Below are 18,987 nucleotides of genomic sequence, written 5' to 3'. Positions count from 1 at the left end.
ATCTGTCCTTCGTGCGCTCCGTGTCTCCGTGAGAGATTTTCAGCGCCGACGGTTGGTTGAGCCTCGCACGGCTCGGCACAACCTGCGCAGCGATGCGGAACTCATCAGACAACGCTCAGCAGCTCATCCCCGTCGACGACATGCAACCCCTTCTCCAGCAGGACGGCAATCGCCCGATCCGGATCCTCGAAGCGGAAGATCAGGATCGCCTTGTCGCCGCGCCGCACCGAGAAGGCATACATGTACTCGATGTTCAGTCCGGCACCTTCCAGAACCGCCAGCGCATCGGCTAGGCCGCCCGGCCGGTCGAGCACGTCGACCGCCACCACCTCGGTCAGGTTGACCACCCAACCCGCGTCCTCCAGGACCTGCTTGGCCTTGTCCCATTCACGCACGATCAGACGCAGGATGCCGAACTGGGCGGTATCCGCGAGCGAGAGCGTCAGGATATTGATGCCTTCCTTCGCGATCGTCTCCAGCGGCGCACCAAGGCGTCCGGGACGGTTCTCGAGAAAGAGCGAGAGTTGTTGCAGTTTCATGCTTCGCGTCCTCGTGGTGTTCAGATTGCTTGAGTGGTTTTGTCAGGGGCAGGTTCATCCGATCGGGTTCAGCGGACGCGAAGAAACGAGAAACGAGAAACGAGAAACGAGAATTCTAGTGGAGCAGTGCAGAGATTCCGAGATCGTCCGAGATCATTTTCGTTGTCGTTGTCGTTGTCGTTGTCGATTACGACCACGACAACGACCACGACAACGAACGGTCTCGCCATAACTGCCGCGCTGCACTAGAGACTTGCGTCGTCGCCCCTCGATTCCGACCAAAGTACATCACCTAAACCGCGTCTCGACCGAGCTCGGTCGGTTGCACCAAAGCATGGCAACTGCCGAGATGGTGCATGGATACGCAAGGACGCGGTTTAGCGTCGATCAATGACCCGCTTCGCCTTGCCCTCGCTTCGCGGGATGCTGCGCGGCTCGACCAGGCGCAGTCCGACGCGGATGCCGAGGATGTGCTCGATCGCCTTGGCAAGACGCGCACGCACATCCTCGAGCGCGCGGATCTTGTCGCTGAAGACCTCGGACGTGACCTCGACCTCGACCGTCATCTGGTCCAGGCCCTGCTCGCGGGTGAGGATGATCTGGTAGTGCGGGAGCGTCCCTTCGACCGCCAGCAGCGCGGCCTCGACCTGGGAGGGATAGACGTTGACGCCGCGGATGATGAACATGTCGTCCGAGCGCCGGCCGATGCGCCGCATGCGTCGGATGGTGCGTCCGCACTCGCAGGGCTCGCTGATCAGCGAGGTGATGTCGCGCGTGCGGTAGCGGATCATCGGCATCGCCTTCTTGCTCAGCGTGGTAAGCACCAGCTCGCCTTCCTCTCCGTCGGGCAGGGCCTCGCCGGTCTCGGGGTCGATGATCTCGGGATAGAAATGATCCTCGAAGATGTGCAGACCCTGTTGGACCGAGCATTCGCTCGCCACGCCGGGGCCGATGATCTCGGAGAGGCCGTAGATGTCGTAGGCCTTGATTCCCGCGGCCGCCTCGATGTGATCACGCATCCCGTCGGTCCAAGGCTCGGCCCCGAAGATGCCGGCACGCAAGGGGAGCGAGCGCAGATCTACGCCGAGCTCCGCCGCGCGCTCGATCAGATAGGTGAAATAGCTCGGTGTGCAGCAGAGCGCGGAGACGCCGAAGTCGCGGATCAGCATGATCTGGCGGTCGCTGTTGCCGCCCGAGATGGGGACGACGGTCGCCCCGAGGGCCTCCGCGCCATAGTGGGCGCCGAGTCCGCCGGTGAAGAGTCCGTAACCGAAGGCGTTCTGCAGGATGTCGCCGCGGTGCAGCCCGCAGCAGGCGAGGGTGCGGGCCATCACCTCGGACCAGACTTCCACATCCTCGCGCGTGTAAGCGACGACGATCGGCTTGCCGGTGGTGCCGGAGGAGGCATGCAGTCGCACCACGTCGCTCATGGGGCTTGCGAAGAGGCCGAAGGGGTAGGTGTCGCGTAGGTCGGTCTTGACCGTGAAGGGGAGCTGCTGGATGTCTTCGAGCCGTTGGATCGCGTCCGGGGTCAGGCCGCGTTCTTCCATCCGGGCGCGAAACAGGGCGACGTTCGCGTAGGCGCGCGACACGACGGCACGTAACCGCCGCAACTGTACCTGCTTCAGCGCCTTCGCGGGCAGGAAGTCGGGCGCGCTGGCCGGGTGGAAACCGCCCTCGGCGTCGTTCCAGAGCTCTGTCAGCATCTTGGTCCTCTCTTAAACCGCGCCCGGCGCGGTATGCGATGTTTTCTGGATGGGATCGAGCCCGGCAGACCTGACGACCGCTGGAGTCTGCGCGGTTTAAAATATTAAAAAATATATCATTTTTAAAGTGCGTCTCCACCGAAGTTGGTGAAATCCCCAAGTCCGAATACAACATGAAAATGACGCATGTCGCTCTGGACGCGGTTTAAGGCGATTTCCGCAAACTTCCATACCCGTAGGTTGTGCTGACGATAGGAAGCACAACTTGCGCCGACGGTTGGTTGTGCCTCGCACGGCTCGGCACAACCTACGCCCTTGGCATGAAGGTTTCCGGAGTTCGCCTAAAAATGTCGGGCGATCGCGCCTTTGAGCGCGGCCTCGCGCCCCAGCGCGAAGGCCTGGTCGTTGACCTTATGGAGTTTTTCCGCGAGGTTGGCGTAGATGGCTGCCATCCAGTGCTCTTGGGGGATGTCCAGCACCGTGGAGACGGCGCCGAGCAGGGCGACATTGAGGCTCTTCTTGTTCTTGAGCGCGCCTTCCGGCAGCAGGCCCGGATCGATCAGGACCCCCCCGGCCCGCAGCATCGGGCGATTGATCTCGATCTGGGTCTCCTCCAGGACCAAGAGGACGTCCGCCTCCCCGGCCGGCACCATCGGGCTCAGGACCTGCTCGCCGTAGCGTACGTCGCTGCTGACCGAGCCGCCGCGTTGGCTCATGCCGTGCAGCTCGCTCTTCTTCACATCGAATCCGGCACGAAACGCCGCCTCGGCGAGCATGTCGGAGGCGGTCAGGACCCCTTGGCCGCCGAGTCCGGCGATGACGATGTTCTTCACCTTCTCCATCAGTATCTCTCCGATCCGAGTTCAGTCCGCGACCGCCGCGGAGCAGGTGTGCCCGCGCGTCGACTCGGCCGCGGCCTTGTCGTAGAAGCGGATCTTGGGTGCGGCCAGGACGCAGGGCTGGCGGGTGATCAGGAGCGAGGTCTCGGGTTTGGCGAGCAGCTCGGCGATGACGTCCTTCAGCGATATGCTCTTGTCCGTCGTCTCCACGACCTGCACGTTCTGCACGCCCATGGCGCGCGCGATGCCCTCGAAGCTGAGCTTGTTGGTCGTGGAGTGATCGAGCAGGCGTCCGGTCCCCGGATGCTCCTGAAGGCCGGTCATCGCCGTCGTGCCGTTGTCGAGGATCATCACCAGATGACCTGTCGCCGGCGGGTTGTAGACCATCTCGGCGATCCCGGTGAGGCCGGAATGCACGAAGGTCGAATCCCCGATCACGCTGACCACGCGTCGCGCCTGATCCTCGGGCAACGCATGACGCAGCCCCAAACCGACGCCGATACTGGCGCCCATGCAGACGCAGGTATCCATCGCCGAGAAGGGCGGCAGCACGCCGAGTGTGTAGCAGCCGATGTCGCCGGAGACAATACAGCCGAGCTCCCCGAGCGCTTGGAACACCTCGCGGTGTGCGCAACCCTGACAGAGCTCGGGCGGCTTGCCTTTGGGCGGGACGGGCTCCGGGCTGGTGTCGTCGGCCAGGATGCGGCGCACGCGTGCGACATCCAGCTCGCCGAAGCGATACATCTCGGGCTTGCCTTCGGCCGCGATACCGGCGGCGCGAAGCTCGTCGACCAAAACGGGATCGCCCTCATCGACGACGAGGAGACGCTCGACCCCTGCGGCGAAGGCGCGGAGGCGCTCGATCGGCAGAGGATAGGTCATGCCGATGGTCAGATGGCTCGCCTCCGGGGCCGCCTCGCGCGCATGCACGGCACAGATCCCGGTCGAGATGACCCCGAGCTTGGAGTCGCCGACATCCAGCCGGATCGGCCCCTCCGCCTCGTTCCAGGCGGCGATCTCGGCGAGCTTGGCGCGCAGGCGATGATGTGCCGGCTTGGCATAGGCGGGGATCATGACGCGCACCGGAATCTTGCGCTCGAAGGAGGGCTCGGCCACGTCGGTAACCGGCGCGCGGGGGATCACGATGGTCTTGGAATGACAGACCCGCGTGGTGATGCGCAGCAGGACCGGAATCTTCCAGCGCTCCGAGATCTCGAACGCCAGCAGGGTGAAGTCATACGCCTGTTGGGAATCGACGGGCTCGAGCGTAGGAATGGCTGCGGCGCGAGAGTAGTGCCGGTTGTCCTGCTCGTTCTGGCTGGAGGCCATCCCGGGGTCGTCGGCGGAGACGATCACCAGGCCGCCCTCGACATCCGTGTAGGTCGCGGTGAAGAGCGGATCGGCCGCGACGTTCAGCCCGACATGCTTCATGGTCACCAGGGTCCGGGCCCCGGCGAAGGCGACCCCGAGAGCGACCTCCAGCGCGACCTTCTCGTTCGGTGACCACTGCGCATGCCCGCCGAGGCGGTCGAAGGTCTCGAGGATCTCGGTGGAGGGTGTGCCGGGGTAGCCGGTCCCGAGGCGCACACCCGCATGCAGGCCGGCGAGGGCCACCGCGTCGTCACCGCTCAGTAATTGCCGTTCTGCCGTCGTCATCGTCGACTTACTCTCTGTCAGGGCGTCACGAATCCCACATTATCCGCATCATTGTTGCCCTGCAGCAAGCCGCGTGGATCAATTGCCGGGTCTGGCGCATTCGTGGGTTGTGTCGGGGCGGCCGTTTCGCCGGTTGGGCCGTGATCACGAATCCGCTGCACGTCGCTCGTCGAATCGTTCTTGCTCCTGAGACAGGCCACTCAACCCTTTAAGGCGATCGTGACATCCGCTCCGCGGTGTCACGCATGCCCTATGGCGCTCCGCGCCACGTGCCACTATGGCTGAAATTGTCGGCGATGCGATCGAATCGGTCGGTCGGACAAATGCACCGTCGTCAGCCAGCGCCGGCCCAGAGCTCCACTCCAGGCAATTCGCGACGATTCCCAGGCTGCCTGCGAGCCGGCAGTGTTCTTCGGTCCGGCCAGGACAGGTTCAGTGCGGTTCGGGATCGTCGAGCTGAGATCGACCTTGCTGGTCGTCATGTCTGGGGAAAAGGACGACTGCAAGTCGTCAATCCCAGGGTGTTCGCGACGGGGTTGGCCGGGTCGTCAGGTACGCGTCACAATAGCTACGGTCGCTCCGGACCACCCGGGGCGGGCCTTCGTTTCAATTTTCGGGGAGCTTCGCGATGCGCAAGGGCCTACTCATGTCGTTTCCGTTGATTCTTGCTTCAACTGCCAGTCTTGCGCAGGAAGGCGTTCAGGATGCCGACCTTGCCGAGGCGAATGCGCTGGTGGAGCGCTTTGCGACCACGCTGCAAAAAGAGCTGAAGGCCGCGATGACGGAGGGAGGCCCTCAGAACGCGGTGAAGGTCTGCCGGGAGCGTGCGCCCGCAATCGCGGCCGCAATCTCCGAGGAATCCGGCTGGACGGTCGGCCGCACGAGTTTGAAACTCCGCAATGCCGAGTTGAACGCGCCCGACGAGTGGGAGCGCGCGGTGCTGGTTCAATTCGACGAGCGCAAGGTGGCCGGCGAGGATGTCGCGACCATGACGGTTGCCGAGGTCGTCGAATCCGACGAGGGCAGGCGCTTGCGTTTCATGAAGGCGATTCCGACCGTTCAGCTCTGTCTTTCGTGCCACGGCAAGATCGTGAATGCCAACGTGAACGCTGCGCTCGCGGATGCCTATCCCGAGGATCAAGCGCGAGGCTACGAGGTGGGAGACGTTCGCGGTGCATTCACGCTTTCAAGGCCCCGCTGATCTTTAGGGACTGTCGGAGCGAGTAGATTCGCCACTAAGTACAGCACGGCAGATCTGTCGAGACCGTTCATAGACGTTGTCGTTGTCGTTGTCGTTGTCGTTGTCGACAACGACAACGACAACGACAACGACAACGATTGGAGCTCGGTGCTCAACTTATTTCCGACACGTTACCTATGCCGGCCCAGATCCTTTCCCGAAAATGACCTAACCGCGACGCGCCAACAGGGTCCGCCCGTCGTCGGCCTTCAGGATCAAGGCGCCTGTAGGATCCACTTCGAATGATCTGATCCGACCGAGCAGATCGAGGACCTTGCGCTCCTGATCCATTAAGGCCGGCGCGCAGGCCATCATGGTCGTTGCCGACGGTGCGAGGGTCAGACTCTCGCCGGTCAGGCTGTAGTCGCCCTGATAGGTATTGCAGGAGGCGTGACCCCAAAGACGGCCGTCGGCGCCGAAGTTCAGCGTGACGCGGGAACGATCGATGATGCCGCCACCGCCGATGTCCTCGACCACCCATTCGGGTCCCTGAAGCAGTGTGGCGGGATCCCCGCCGCAGCCCTCGAGTCTGCGATCGTCGAGCTGAATCTCGACTGTCGCGGGGTGCGGCATTCCGCTCATGCTGTCCACACAGGGTCGATCGAAGATGCTGATGACGAGGTCGCCGTCCTCGATCAGATTGCGATAGCGGCGCCCGTCCTCGAGCAGCTCCTGCTCGGTCAGCGCGACATTGATTCGGGTTTCCCCCAGATCCGTGGTCAGATCGACCCGCTTGTCGGTCAGCTCAAGGCTCCAAAAAGGCTCGTTGCCGTTGGCGCGAAACGACGTCTTCGCGGTCTCGACCGGAATGCATTCGGGGTAGGCCGTGCCCGCGATCTCGAGCATCCCGCGATCCCCCTTGCTCCAGAAGGAGGTGGTCGGATCCGCGAGTGCCAAATACCGGGCGCCCGAGCCCGAGACCGCTTGTCTCAAATCGAAGGTCCGATCGCCGACCTGAAGGCGCATGCGATCCTCCAGGTAGCCGACACGGATCGGCTGATCCCCGCAGACGAGCTCGCTCGCGAAGGGGATCGGCTCGTAGGGTCGCATCAGGATGGTACCGAGACCGAGCGACTCGACCGAAGGATCGAGCGGCACCTCGTCGGTGATCCACGTCGCCAGACCACCGGACAGGACCGCGCCGCGGACGAAATACGTCTGCTCAGGGAGCAGCGCCGCGCGCTCGACCACGAGCGCGAAGGGGATCGGGAACTGGCGGCCGTCCAGTGCGATCCTCTGCTCGGCGACCGAGCGCCCGCCCGGCACCGTCGGATCGCTGAGCTCGACGATCGCGAGGGCGTCCGGCGGCAGGGCCATGCGGGCCAGGTCGCTCAACTCGCCGGTGATGTGCAGGCTCGGCTCGGTGTCGGCGGCGACTGCGGTGTGTAAACCGCCTCCGAGCGTGAGCCAGGACAGGATAACGGTGAGCAAGCGCGAGCGGATCGATGACATGGTCGGTCTCCCTGGCGTGATCTGGGCTGTCTCGGGCGGCTCGAGCCTTCATGCCTTCGGGCCGCGCCGCCGATTTTGCCTGCGATACGCTCAGGGGGCCAGCGCAACGGCCCGCACGGGATTGGGTCCGTGGGCCAGCTCGGCATCCACGGCTGCGAGGGCCTCGCCCAAGATCGACGGGTCACGCAGCGCTCGCTCGATCAGCCCGGCCAAGTCGGCGCGTGCGCAACTGCTCCCAGCGCTCGATCTGTCCGGGGTTCAGGCGGCCCTCGGCATCGCGTCCGACGAAGACCTTGAACATGCAGCCGCCTTCCTGGTTCAGAAACTGAACCGAGACGCTGTCCTTGCCCATGAAGGGTCGCCGCACGAAGGCGACGGCGCCGCAGCGCTCGGCGCGGATGTGACCGCTCAAGCCGAGCTCGGCCTCCAGGTTGTAGAAGCCGGATCCGAAACGGCCGGGCGGCAGCGGTCCCTTGACCTCCATCACCAGATCCTCGGTATGGACGATGACGACCACATCACCCCAATCGGTCATGTCGGCCATGGCGTCCCCGAAACAGCTCCCGGGCAATTGGGTCTGCATGTCGTCCGGGAGGCACGTCAGGGCCGCTTGGTAAGAGACGCCGTGCTGGCGCGCAAGTGACTCCAGGATCACTCCGGGGTGCTTGGCCAGGGCTTCGCGGACGGGGGCCAGCTCGGGTGTTGCGGTCATGTCGGTTCTCCTCGATTCGGAATCTGAGCTCGGCGGTCGCTCCCGGTCGGGGCCGAGAGTGTCGTGCAGATGTCGTTTAAAGCACGCAGAAGATTGGGGCTCCAGAATCGCCCTGCGGTCGTCAAGTGGATCAAGGGCCCGTCGCGCCGCAGCAGTCCGGTTTGCGCCCATTGCTCGAAAAGCGGCTCGAGGGTCGGCCGGAGCCCGGGCGCCCGCTTCGTCTCGAGCCTCGACAAGTCCAGGCAGCCGATCTCGATGCCGTTGGCGAGCCGATCGCGCAGAGGCGCAAGCGCATCGGCGACATGCAGTGTGCCGAGCGGCTTTTCGCCGCGCCGGATCGCCTCGCGGTAAGGATCCAGGTCGGCCGTGAGGCTGTAGCTGTATCGACCGATCGACCCGCCGGCACCCGCGCCGTAGGCCAGACAGTCTGACCCTTGCTTGATGAGTCGGTTGTAACGATTGCGCTCGCGGTGCGTGCGTGCCCAATGGCTGTTGCTGATCTGGCGCCAGCCGAGCTCGGCCAAGGCGTCGGCTCCGATTCGGTAGAGCTCGCCCTGTTGCGACAGGTCCGCGGGCGCGGCGATCTTGCCGTGCGTGATGGCCTGCTGCAGCGGGGCGCCTCGGATGAGTTGAAGCGCGTAGAGATCCACCCCGTCCGGACCCAGTGCATGACAGGTCCGCAGATCCTCGGACCAGATCGCAGGTGTCTGGTCCGGGAATCCGTAGACCAGGTCGAGGACCACCGTGGCGGCGTTGCGTGCGATCAGGTCGCCGACGACACGCTCGGCCTGCGGTCCGGATGCCTGACGGCCCTGGCGTCGGCGCACCTCGGTATCGAAGGTCTGCACCCCGATCGAGAAGCGGTTCGCGCCGCCGGCCAAACAGGCATCGATCATCTCGGGGGTGAAATCCTTGACCCGACCCTCGACCGTGACCTCGCAGTCCGGTGCGAGCGGAAGCTGCCGGCAGAGTGTCTCGAGGATGCGCTGGATGTCGACCGGGGCGAGCGCGGTCGGTGTGCCGCCGCCCAGATAGACCGCGTGAAGGGGGCGAGCGGCGATGCCGGGCGCCTGCGCCTCGCGCCGGATCTCCTCGATCACGAGGTCCGCGAAGGCGGCCGAGCCGCCCTCGCGCAGGCGATGGCGATAGAAGCCGCAGAAGAGACAATGATTGGTGCAGAAGGGGACATGCACGTAGGCCAGACGCCGGTCTCGCGGGGTCTCGAGGCCCTCGATCAAGCCTTGCCAAATGGGGCCGATCTCCTCCTCGGGGACCGCTGTCTTGGTGGCCCAGGGCATCATGGGGCGTCGTGCCGCGAAGGCGTCTTTGATCGGATCGCCGGACACGCGGGCGAAGTGCCCCGAGACATCGATCATCGCATTCATGCCGCCTATCGCCTGATCGGATCTCGCGTCTTCATCTCCGCCGCCCTTCGGGCGAGTCGGGTTAAGGAGCGAGATGAGCTGAGAAGGTCTTGCTGGCGATGCGCGACGAACGCGAGGCTGGCGACTCTAAACGCAGCGTGCCGACCGGATGGATCGGTCGCCGCGTTCCGACGAGAGCCTGCACAAATCGCCATGGCGATGTCAAGTCCATGCAGTCCTTCGCCCTCAGCACCGATCAGATTCAAAATCTCTCACGGAGACACGGAGACACGGAGACACGGAGACACGGAGCGCATGCAGGAAATATTTCCGATTCTCCGTGCCCTCTGCGTCTCCGTGAGAGACATTTCGAGCTGGAACTAGGGTCCGGCGTTCACCGATAGGTAGCAAGCCTCCTTCGAGAGGCGTATCCCTGATTGCCGCGCAATCCCTGTCCTTGACTTTCAAATGAGAACCATTACCATCCGAGTCTCGTCCCGGGTGGGGCGTCGATGTTTCAGCCACCGAGGCCGAGAGCCAAGGTAGCCAGCGTTGTTGACTGATGCTCTCCGGAGGCTGGCTTGTGGCTGATCGAACGTCTCGGGCGACAAACGCCCATCCTCGGGCGCTTGCGCCCATGCTCGCCCTGCTCTTGGTGCCGCTGGCCGATCGGGCCGACGCCGAGACGGGCATCCCCGCCGTCGAGCTCTCGCAAATCCGGGTCACGGCCGCCAAGAGCGAGCGCGACCCCTTCACGATCGCGGAGTCCATCAGCGTGATCGGCCGGGAGCAGATCGAGGCCGAGCAGCCGTCCCGGCTCGGCGATCTGCTGCTCGACCTTCCGAATGTCGACATCGGCGGCGGCCCCCGCGGCACAGGACAGCAGGTCGTCATCCGCGGCCTGGGCGACGAGCGCATCCTTTTCCTGCTCGACGGTGCGCGTCAGAACTTCGATCGCGCCCACAATGCGCGCGTCTTCATCGATCCGGATCTGCTCAAGCAGGTCGAGGTCTTGCGCGGGCCCGCGTCGGCGCTCTGGGGGAGCGGTGCGCTCGGCGGCGTGGTGGCGCTGACGACGGTCGACGCGGCGGATCTGCTGCGCCCCGGTCAGATGGTCGGCGCACGGGTGCGGGCGGGCTATCAGAGTGCGGATCGCCAGTGGCTGACAGGGGGCAGCGCCTACGGCATGGTCGGCGAGGATCTGGGTCTCTTGGCGAACATCAGCTATCGTCACGGGCAGGACGTGCGACTCGGCGACGGCACCACGCTCGAGAATTCCGCCTTCGAGACGCTCTCGGGTCTCGGGAAGCTGACCTGGACGCCGGCGCCGGATCATGCGTTGGCGGCGACCCTCCAGACCTTCGACGAGCGCGGCGAGGTGCCCTCGAATCCGCAGATCCGAGGTACGGCCGATAACCTTGTCGATCGCGATACCCGTCAGAGCAACCTCTCGCTGCGTTACGCCTATGCGGCGAGCGACAACCCTTGGGTCGACCTCTCGGCGCTGGTCTACACCAATTGGACCGAGATCGAGGAGCGCCGTTTGCTGGACCGGCGCCGCGACGACACCGAGCTGCAGACGACGGGATTCGACCTGCGCAATCGGTCCATGATTCGGGGTCCGGGCAGCCTGCTGCACGATGTCGTGGCCGGGGTGGACTACTATCGAGACACGGCCGAGTCGCGTCGCGACGGTCAGCCGCGTTCCTCCTTCCCGGATGCCGAGCAGGATGTCCTGGGCCTCTATCTGCAGGACGAGATCAGCATCGGCGAGCGGGTCATCCTGGTGCCAGGGCTGCGCTGGGATCGCTACGAGAGCCGCTCGAGCGGCGACGTCGCGGAGGAGCAGAACGACTCCAATCTATCCAAGAAGCTGGCGCTCACCTTCATGGTCACGGATTGGCTGAGTCTGGTCGCGGCCTACAACGAGGCCTTTCGAGCGCCGAGCCTGGGTCAGTTGTTCGTCTCCGGGGTCCATTTCACCTGCGGTCGAGGCTGCGCCAACGTCTTCGTGCCGAACCCGGATCTCAAGCCCGAGACGGCGCACAACAAGGAGATCGGCATTCGGCTGCGTCGGGCGGGGCTCTTCCAGCCGGGCGACGAAGGGCGCGCGAGCCTGAACCTGTTTCGCAACGATGTTTCCGACTTCATCGAGCAGCTTGTGATCTTTGCCCCCCGTCCGATGCCCGGCAATCCCGGACGCGGCGGGGTGAGCTACTTCGAGAACGTCCGCGATGCCCGACTCGAAGGGTTCGAGGCCGAGCTGGCATACGAGACTCCCCGTTGGTTCGCCCGTGCCGGCTATGGACTCACGTCCGGCGAAGACATGGATACGGGCCAGCCGCTCGGAGGCATCCCGGCGAACGAGCTGATCCTCAGCGCCGGGGGACAGGTCCCCTCGCACGGCCTGTCGTTCGGTTGGCGGGGCCGGTTCGTCGCCGCTCAGGATCGCGTGCCCGCCGAGGTGGAGGAGTCGTCGGCGTATGACCTGCATGAGGTCTTTCTCACCTGGCAGCCGCCCCGGGTCAAGAATCAGGCGCTCCGCCTGGATTTCGGCATCGACAACCTGATGGATCGCGAATATCTCCCCTACCTATCCGCCATCGAGGGGCCGGGGCGGAATGTCAAACTGACAATGGTGGTGAGCTTTTGAACCGCGTCCGGCGCCCAGCCGAGCCGAGCCCATGGCGAGAGATCCGATGACCGATTCGACAGCCGGACCCCCTGCACCCGATCTCGGACAGGTCTACGCGGAGGTGCTGCGCTTTCGCGAGGGCTTTGCAACCCTCCTGATGGCTACCGTCGATCCGGACGGCGAGCCGGACGCGAGCTACGCGGCCTACGTCGAGGAGGGCGGGGACTTCTATGTCTTCGTCAGCGAGCTCTCCGTCCACACCAAGAACCTACTGGAGTCCGGGCGCGTCAGTGTCCTTTTCATCGAAGAGGAGGCGTCGGCCGGTCATCTCTTTGCCCGGCGGCGCCTGACCTATCGGTGTCGCGCCGAGGAGATCGCGCGCGGCTCGATCGGCTGCGAGACCATCCTCGAGCGATTCGAGCTTCGGTTCGGCGCCTTGATCGCGACCTTGCGGGGCCTGCAGGACTTCCATCTCGTTCGGCTGCGCCCCGAAAGCGCGCGTTATGTCAGCGGCTTCGCCAAGGCGTTCGCCATCGACAACGTGCAGCTCGCCGAGATCCGCCACATCCGGGACAAAGGCCACCGCACCGGCGACGCCACAACACGCAAGGCCTTCAACCGGCGTCTCGCCAATCCTGCGGAGGAGTCCGATGTTTAGACATGCCATGGTGACCGGAGCCCTCCTGCTCGGCCTGCTGGGTCTCGCCGATGCGCCGCGCGCGGCCGAGCCGCAGCGGATCGTCTCCGTCGGCGGGGCCCTGACCGAGATCCTCTTCCGGCTCGATGTGCAGGATCGCTTGGTCGGGGTGGATACCACGAGCCAATGGCCGAGCGAGGCCGCCGCACTTCCGCAGGTCGGCTACCAACGCGCGCTGGCCGCCGAGGGCCTCCTCTCCCTCTCGCCCGATCTCGTGCTGGCCACCGAGGCGGCGGGACCGCCGGCCGTCATCGAGCAGATCCGCGCGGCCGGTGTCGAGGTGCGGATCGTCCGAGGCGATCCGTCGCCCGAGGGCCTGGTCGAGAAGATCCGGACGGTCGCCGATGCGGTCGGCCGTCCGGCCGCCGGGGCGGCCTTGGCCGACGAGATCACCGAGCGGATGCGCCGGGTCGAGGCACGTCTTGCCGCGATTTCGGACAGGCCCTCCGTGGTTTTCCTCTTGAGCGCCGCCCGTGGCGCACCCATGGCGGCGGGGCGCGACACCGCGGCCGATGCGGCGATCCGTCTCGCCGGCGGAGGCAATCCGCTGTCGGCTCGGATGGTCGGTTACAAGCCGCTCAACACCGAGTCGATGATCGGTGCCGCGCCCGATCTGATCCTCCTGACCGACTGGACGCTCGAGGGCCTTGGCGGGATCGAAGGCGTTCTCGCACTGCCCGGCGTGTCACTGACCCCGGCCGGTCGTGATCGGCGGATTGCCGCCTTGGACGACCTCTATCTCCTGGGATTCGGTCCGCGCCTGCCTGCCGCGATCGCGGATCTTGCCGCCGAGCTGCATCCGGAGCTTGCTCCCGAGACGCGCCCGGGTCTGGGTCGCGTGGATCCGAGCCGATGAAGGCGCGGGCGCTCGCCCTTCGCCTCGGTCTGGTCACGGGCAGCGGGACGGGTCCCCGGGTGCGCTTCGGCCTGGCTACGCTGGTCTTGATCGGACTGTCCTCGGGGCTGGTGCTCACGTCTATCGTCGCGCTGTCGGTGGGTGCGGTCGAGATCGCACCGACCCGGGTCATCGCCATCCTCGCGCACGGGCTCGGCCTGGATCTGCCATGGGCCTTCGAGCCCGAGCAGGCCGCGGTGCTCGGGGCCATCCGCGCCCCGCGCGTCCTGCTCGCGATCCTGGTCGGGGCGGCCCTCGCCGTCTCAGGAGCGGCCATGCAGGGGTTGTTTCGGAATCCGCTTGCGGATCCCGCCTTGCTCGGGGTCTCTGCGGGCGCCGCACTGGCCGCGGTTTCGGTCATCGTCCTGGGCGCGACGCTGCTGAGCGGCCTGACCGGGGTTTTGGGAACGGCGACACTCCCGATCGCGGCCTTCGGCGGGAGCCTGGTGGCGACCCTCCTGGTGCATCGCTTGGCGAGCCGCGACGGCCATACCGCGGTCGCCACCCTGCTGCTGGCCGGCATCGCCATCAATGCGATCGCCGGCGCGGCGACCGGTGTCTTGACCTTCGTCGCGGACGACAACCAACTGCGCACACTGACCTTCTGGACCATGGGAAGCCTCGGGGGTGCGACCTGGTCGACGGTCGCCGCCGGTGCACCCCTGATCCTCGCGGCCATCGTCTTGATCCCTCTGCATGCCCGCGCGCTGAATGCCATCCTGCTGGGCGAGTCCGAGGCGCGGCATCTGGGTTTCGAGCTGGAGCGGGTGAAGACCTTGCTGGTGATCCTGGTCGCCTTGGCGGTCGGCACGGCGGTTGCTCTGAGCGGCATCATCGGCTTCATCGGCCTAGTGGTCCCGCATCTGCTGCGCTTGACGATCGGGCCGGATCATCGTTGGCTGCTGCCCGGCTCGGCCCTGCTCGGGGCCATCCTGCTCCTCGGCGCGGACCTGATCGCACGCACGCTCGTGGCCCCGGCCGAGCTGCCGATCGGCATCGTGACCGCATTGCTGGGCGGACCCTTTTTCCTGTGGCTGCTGGCCTCGCGCCGGGGGCAGGGGTTTTGAAACGTGGCCGTCGCCGCATTTGCCGCCGACGCACCCGAACGGTCTCCCCGGATCCATTCGGCATCCCTGCGGCTCACGCGCAGTCACGGATTGTTGTCTTTTTTTGTTGAACCGCGTTCAGCCGACCGCCTGCGATTCGCAGCGTGGCCGGACGCACCTCAAACCATCCATGTCACTCGGGACGCGGTTCAATGCTGAAGGCCGAAGAGATCGGGGTTCGGATCGGCACTCATCGGTTGCTCGACGGCGTCGGCTGCGCGGTCGGACCCGGCGAGCTGGTGGTCGTGCTCGGTCCCAACGGGGCAGGCAAGAGCACCCTGCTGCGTGTGCTGTCGGGCGACCTGACGCCGACGACCGGGGCGGTGTCGCTCAACGGGCGTTGCCTTCGCAACTGGAGCCCCATGATGCTCGCGCGGCAACGTGCGGTGCTGCCGCAGCAGAGCGCCTTGAGCTTTCCCTTTCGGGTGGAGGATGTGGTTCGCATGGGCCGCAGCCCGCATCGCGCGGTGACACTGATGCGTCAGGAGGCGATCGTCCGCGAGGCGATGGGCCGAGCCGACGTGCTGCATCTCGCCGGACGCCTCTATCCGAGCCTCTCGGGAGGGGAGCGCCAACGTGTCCAGCTCGCCCGAGTCCTTGCGCAGATCTGGGAGCCCACCGATTTGGGTCCGCGTTATCTCTTGCTCGACGAGCCGACCTCGGCACTGGATATCGCCCACCAACACCAACTGCTCGAGATCGCCCGCGAGATGCTTGCCGGAGGCGAGCTGGGGGTGCTTGCAATCCTCCATGACCTGAACCTGGCGAGTGCCTATGCCGATCGCATCCTGCTGCTCAAGGACGGTCGGGTGGCGGCGGGGGGGCCGGTGGCGCAAATCATGGATCGCGAGCACCTGGAATCGGTCTTCGGCATCCCGGTGCAGACACTCGAGCATCCGAGCCTTGCGGGGCGGCGGTTGGTGATTACCGGGAGCGGCGCCTCCTGAGCGTCGGCGAAACCCATCCTCCAAACCACCGCGCTGCCGGGTTTCGGTCCGATGCCCTTGGCGCGGGCTGGATGGGTTTCGCTTCGCTCTACCCATCCTACGTGTTTCGGTTGTTTTTGAATCGTGTTTTACTGACTGCCGGCTCGTCGCACGGCCCAAGCCACGTCCGCAGCTTGGCGGTTGCCGGCGACATCATGCACCCGAAAGACCGTCACGCCGGCCAGGACACCGATGGTCGTGGTCGCGCAGGTTGCGGGCATGAGTGCGGTGAGGTCCGGTTCCCGACAGATGGCGCTGAGGAAGCGCTTGCGGCTTGCCCCGAGCAGAACGGCCGGCCCGAGACGTACCAGCTCGCCCAACCCGGCCATGAGCGCGAGGTTGTGCTCGAGCGTCTTGCCGAATCCGATACCCGGATCGGTCAGGATCTTGTCCAGCGCAATTCCCGCGGCCAAGGCCGCTTCGATGCGCTTGGCGAGAAAGTCCCGAACCTCCGCGACCACGTCTGCATAACACGGGTTCTGCTGCATCGCCTCCGGCATCCCCTGGCGATGCATCAAGACGATCGGGACGTCTCGATCCGCCGTCAGGGCGAGCATGGCCGGATCGTCGCGCCCGGCGGAGGTGTCGTTGATCCAGTCGGCACCGCCGTCGAGTGCGGCCTCTGCCACCCGAGCGGAGGTGGTGTCGATACTGATCGCGGTGCTCCTCGGCATGCATTCGCGCAGGCGCATGATCACCGGGATTACCCGGCGTTCTTGCTCCGGGGCGGGGACGGGCTGCGCGCCGGGCCGTGTGGACTCCCCGCCGACGTCGATGAGGTCGGCGCCCTCGTCGACCATCGCGAGGGCGTGGTGCACCGCAGCGGCGGTGTCCGAGTAGCGTCCTCCATCGGAAAAACTGTCGGGCGTCACGTTGAGGATGCCCATGATCATGGGAGGCGTGTCGTGCCCCGACGGCGTGCTGTTCGTCATGCTGTTCATCTGGCGGACTCCGGTCGATTGGTTTTGACCTTGCGCGGGGGATGCGTGCATGATCTCGACGCGTCGCGCGGCCGTTGAGCATCGCCTGCGGATCTCCCCGGCGGATCTCCCTCGAAGGATAACGCCGACTCGGCTTTACGCATCTATCGGGATCTCGGGCCGGGATCGGAACGAAGCCCGCGTCGACGAGCAAACGGAAAGGGTACCGAAATGAGCAGTGTCAGGCTTGGTTTGATCGGCGCCTTCGCCGGCGTCGCGTTGGTCGCCGGTTGTGCGACGGGTGGACGGTCGGGCAACCTGCCGACCGTCACGAACCCATCCGAAGCGGCAAATATTACGCTCTATCGAGACGGCTCTCTGGCCGGCTGGTTCGCCACCATGCGGGTCGATCTCGACGGCCAAGAGATCTATCGCATCGGTCGCAACGAGGCGTTTTCCTTCACGGTGGATCCGGGGCAGTACCTGCTGACCCATACGCTCGGTTTCAACGAGTGCCGCCGGATCATCTGGGCTGAGCTGAGACAGAATCAGCGGATACGCTTGTCGCCCACCTGTACTTAAACCGCGTCCCCTTGGCCACGACCTTGGGTTGAGCGGGGTTCACCGTTGGTGGATTCCAGTAGAGCTGAGGGACGCGGTTCAAAGAAAATAATACGAATGATTTTGGCGGTATTCGTCGGATCCGCGTGGGCCGGCGGCGTCCACGGTAAGCCCGGCCCAGCCTTGTTGGGTATTGCATCCGACCGACCGGAAGCGACGCCGACAATCGCCGCTTCGCGACGTCGGAACGCCGCTCGGCGCTTTGGGTCGATCACGACACCGCATTACTTCAGCAAGAATATGACCAAGGTCACTGTCGCATGCCGGTTCGGTGTGCAGGCCGCGGGATTGGGCGGTCGGGGCGGGGGCAAGTGTTTTGTCCTCGTTCTTCGGACGGACCGAAGATGGTCGAAAACGACGTTTTTCGCCCGCGAGCGTCGCTCGCCGGTCAGCACTCGAGGCGACTCAGTCCGGGTCCCTCTTGCTGACCGATGCCTCGAAGGCGGTCGTCGCCGAGTGCGCGTAATCGTTGCCGGCGCGGCTGACGAAGAAGGCGCCGATGCCGAGCGATTCGGCCAGGCTCAATCCGCGCTCGGGTCCGAGGACCATGAAGGTCGTCGCCAGGGCGTCGGCAGTTGCGCAGTCCTCGGTAATGACGGTGACGGACGCCAAGGCGTGCGCGATCGGTCGGCCGGTGCCTGGATCGATGGTGTGCGAGTAGACCTGTCCGTCTTGCTCGTAGAAGTTGCGATAATCGCCGGAGGTGGCCATGGCGTCGTCCTCGAGTGCGACGACGCGATAGACGGTCCGTGATGCCGCCTCCGGGCGCTCGATGGCGATGCGCCAGGGCTGATCGCCGGGCTTGGTCCCCTTGGCCTTGAGCTCCCCGCCGATCTCGGCGAGGTAGGCGGTCACGCCGAGTCGGTCCAATAGGTCTGCGATCTGGTCGACACCGTAGCCTTTGGCGATGGCGGACAGGTCGACATAGAGCTGGGGGTGATCCTTGCGCAGCGCGGGCGGTTGATCACGCACGTCGAGCTTGTCGTGGCCCACGCGTTCGCGGGTCTCCTCGATCGTCTGCTGGTCCGGAACCCGAAACGGGTGAGCATCCGGCCCGAATCCCCAGAGATTCACCAGCGGACCGACGGTGACGTCGAAGGCCCCGTCGCTCAGCGCGCTGATGGATTGCGCGCGGGCGACGAGACCGGCCAGTTCCGGGTCGACCGGAAACCAGTCCGTCGATCGGCTCGCATTGAAACGCGACAGCTCCGAGTCGGGGCGATAGGTCGACATCAGGGCGTTGACGGTATCGAGACGCGCATCGAGCTGCGCTTTCAGTGCATCGGCCGTCAGATCCGGGGGAAGCTCGACGAGCTTGACGCTGTAGGTCGTCCCCATGGTGCTGCCGTGGATCTCGACGAGCGCATCGGGTTCGCTGCATCCGCTCGCGAGTAGAACCGCGAGGAGTATGAACAGGTAGGCCCATTCTCGGGTCGGTGCTGACAGGCTCCAACGCATGCGATCAATTCCGGGTGGAAGCCGTTGCAGCATGCTCCAAACAGGGCAGGGAGATGCCAGGGTCGGCTGAGGTGTGCATCATAACCCCGATGTTCCGGAGTGCATCGGGTGTCGGCTCCGGAGCGCTGGAGGTGGTCGAGCTGGGCTCTCGATCTCGTGGG

Annotated in this window: 16 protein-coding genes; 7 read left to right on the top strand and 9 right to left on the bottom strand. The window is 65.4% G+C overall.

The annotated features are described in order from the left end of the window. Positions 1–104: 104 nt before the first annotated feature. From AADX97_RS04715 to AADX97_RS04700, 4 genes are all read right to left on the bottom strand, one after another. Positions 105–539: an ACT domain-containing protein gene (locus AADX97_RS04715; protein ID WP_374232245.1), complete on the bottom strand. Its 435-nt coding sequence runs from the start codon at positions 537–539 to the stop codon at positions 105–107. 377 nt (positions 540–916) lie between these two features. Beyond that, on the bottom strand, positions 917–2,245 hold the full coding sequence (locus AADX97_RS04710) for a phenylacetate--CoA ligase family protein (RefSeq protein WP_374232244.1): 1,329 nt from the start codon (positions 2,243–2,245) through the stop codon (positions 917–919). A 341-nt stretch (positions 2,246–2,586) separates the two neighbouring features. After that, entirely contained in the window at positions 2,587–3,087 is a 501-nt protein-coding gene (locus AADX97_RS04705; RefSeq protein WP_374232243.1) for an indolepyruvate oxidoreductase subunit beta, read from the bottom strand. A gap of 21 nt (positions 3,088–3,108) precedes the next feature. Then, on the bottom strand, positions 3,109–4,740 hold the full coding sequence (locus AADX97_RS04700) for a thiamine pyrophosphate-dependent enzyme (protein WP_374232242.1): 1,632 nt from the start codon (positions 4,738–4,740) through the stop codon (positions 3,109–3,111). 628 nt (positions 4,741–5,368) lie between these two features. On the opposite strand from AADX97_RS04700, the gene AADX97_RS04695 reads away from it, so the two are divergent. Then, positions 5,369–5,941, top strand: a complete 573-nt coding sequence (locus AADX97_RS04695; RefSeq protein WP_374232241.1) for a DUF3365 domain-containing protein — start codon at positions 5,369–5,371, stop codon at positions 5,939–5,941. A 207-nt stretch (positions 5,942–6,148) separates the two neighbouring features. Here AADX97_RS04695 and AADX97_RS04690 read toward each other — a convergent pair whose 3' ends face one another. From AADX97_RS04690 to hutW, 3 genes are all read right to left on the bottom strand, one after another. After that, positions 6,149–7,432 carry an META domain-containing protein gene (locus AADX97_RS04690; RefSeq protein WP_374232240.1) on the bottom strand — a complete coding sequence of 428 codons (1,284 nt, stop codon included), beginning with the start codon at positions 7,430–7,432 and terminating at the stop codon, positions 6,149–6,151. Between the two features lie 181 nt (positions 7,433–7,613). Next, positions 7,614–8,144, bottom strand: coding sequence for a heme utilization cystosolic carrier protein HutX (gene hutX, locus AADX97_RS04685; RefSeq protein ID WP_374232239.1), 531 nt, complete (start codon positions 8,142–8,144; stop codon positions 7,614–7,616). Beyond that, entirely contained in the window at positions 8,141–9,529 is a 1,389-nt protein-coding gene (gene hutW, locus AADX97_RS04680) for a heme anaerobic degradation radical SAM methyltransferase ChuW/HutW (RefSeq protein ID WP_374232238.1), read from the bottom strand. Before hutW ends, hutX begins: the two co-directional genes overlap by 4 nt. A 562-nt stretch (positions 9,530–10,091) precedes the next feature. On the opposite strand from hutW, the gene AADX97_RS04675 reads away from it, so the two are divergent. The 5 genes from AADX97_RS04675 to AADX97_RS04655 all read left to right on the top strand — a co-directional run bounded on the left by AADX97_RS04675 (position 10,092) and on the right by AADX97_RS04655 (position 15,788). Then, positions 10,092–12,161, top strand: a complete 2,070-nt coding sequence (locus tag AADX97_RS04675; protein ID WP_374232237.1) for a TonB-dependent hemoglobin/transferrin/lactoferrin family receptor — start codon at positions 10,092–10,094, stop codon at positions 12,159–12,161. Between the two features lie 46 nt (positions 12,162–12,207). After that, entirely contained in the window at positions 12,208–12,801 is a 594-nt protein-coding gene (locus tag AADX97_RS04670) for a HugZ family protein (RefSeq protein ID WP_374232236.1), read from the top strand. After that, positions 12,794–13,696 carry a hemin ABC transporter substrate-binding protein gene (locus AADX97_RS04665; protein ID WP_374232235.1) on the top strand — a complete coding sequence of 301 codons (903 nt, stop codon included), beginning with the start codon at positions 12,794–12,796 and terminating at the stop codon, positions 13,694–13,696. Before AADX97_RS04670 ends, AADX97_RS04665 begins: the two co-directional genes overlap by 8 nt. Further along, on the top strand, positions 13,693–14,802 hold the full coding sequence (locus tag AADX97_RS04660) for a FecCD family ABC transporter permease (RefSeq protein WP_374232234.1): 1,110 nt from the start codon (positions 13,693–13,695) through the stop codon (positions 14,800–14,802). Before AADX97_RS04665 ends, AADX97_RS04660 begins: the two co-directional genes overlap by 4 nt. Positions 14,803–14,993: 191 nt before the next feature. Next, complete coding sequence (locus AADX97_RS04655; protein ID WP_374232233.1) at positions 14,994–15,788, top strand: heme ABC transporter ATP-binding protein; 795 nt, start codon at positions 14,994–14,996, stop codon at positions 15,786–15,788. Between the two features lie 128 nt (positions 15,789–15,916). Here AADX97_RS04655 and folP read toward each other — a convergent pair whose 3' ends face one another. Beyond that, a complete protein-coding gene (gene folP, locus AADX97_RS04650; protein WP_374232270.1) occupies positions 15,917–16,759 on the bottom strand; it encodes a dihydropteroate synthase in 843 nt (280 codons plus the stop codon). Between the two features lie 219 nt (positions 16,760–16,978). On the opposite strand from folP, the gene AADX97_RS04645 reads away from it, so the two are divergent. Further along, on the top strand, positions 16,979–17,329 hold the full coding sequence (locus tag AADX97_RS04645; RefSeq protein ID WP_374232232.1) for a hypothetical protein: 351 nt from the start codon (positions 16,979–16,981) through the stop codon (positions 17,327–17,329). Between the two features lie 444 nt (positions 17,330–17,773). Here the strand turns inward: AADX97_RS04645 and AADX97_RS04640 are convergent, their stop codons facing one another. Beyond that, positions 17,774–18,826 carry an FAD:protein FMN transferase gene (locus AADX97_RS04640; protein WP_374232231.1) on the bottom strand — a complete coding sequence of 351 codons (1,053 nt, stop codon included), beginning with the start codon at positions 18,824–18,826 and terminating at the stop codon, positions 17,774–17,776. Positions 18,827–18,987: the final 161 nt, after the last annotated feature.

It is taken from the genome of Thiocapsa sp. C2-2m, assembly GCF_041903745.1.
Taxonomy (GTDB): domain Bacteria; phylum Pseudomonadota; class Gammaproteobacteria; order Chromatiales; family Chromatiaceae; genus Thiocapsa; species Thiocapsa roseilacustris.
This window is presented reverse-complemented; position numbering and strand designations above follow the sequence as displayed.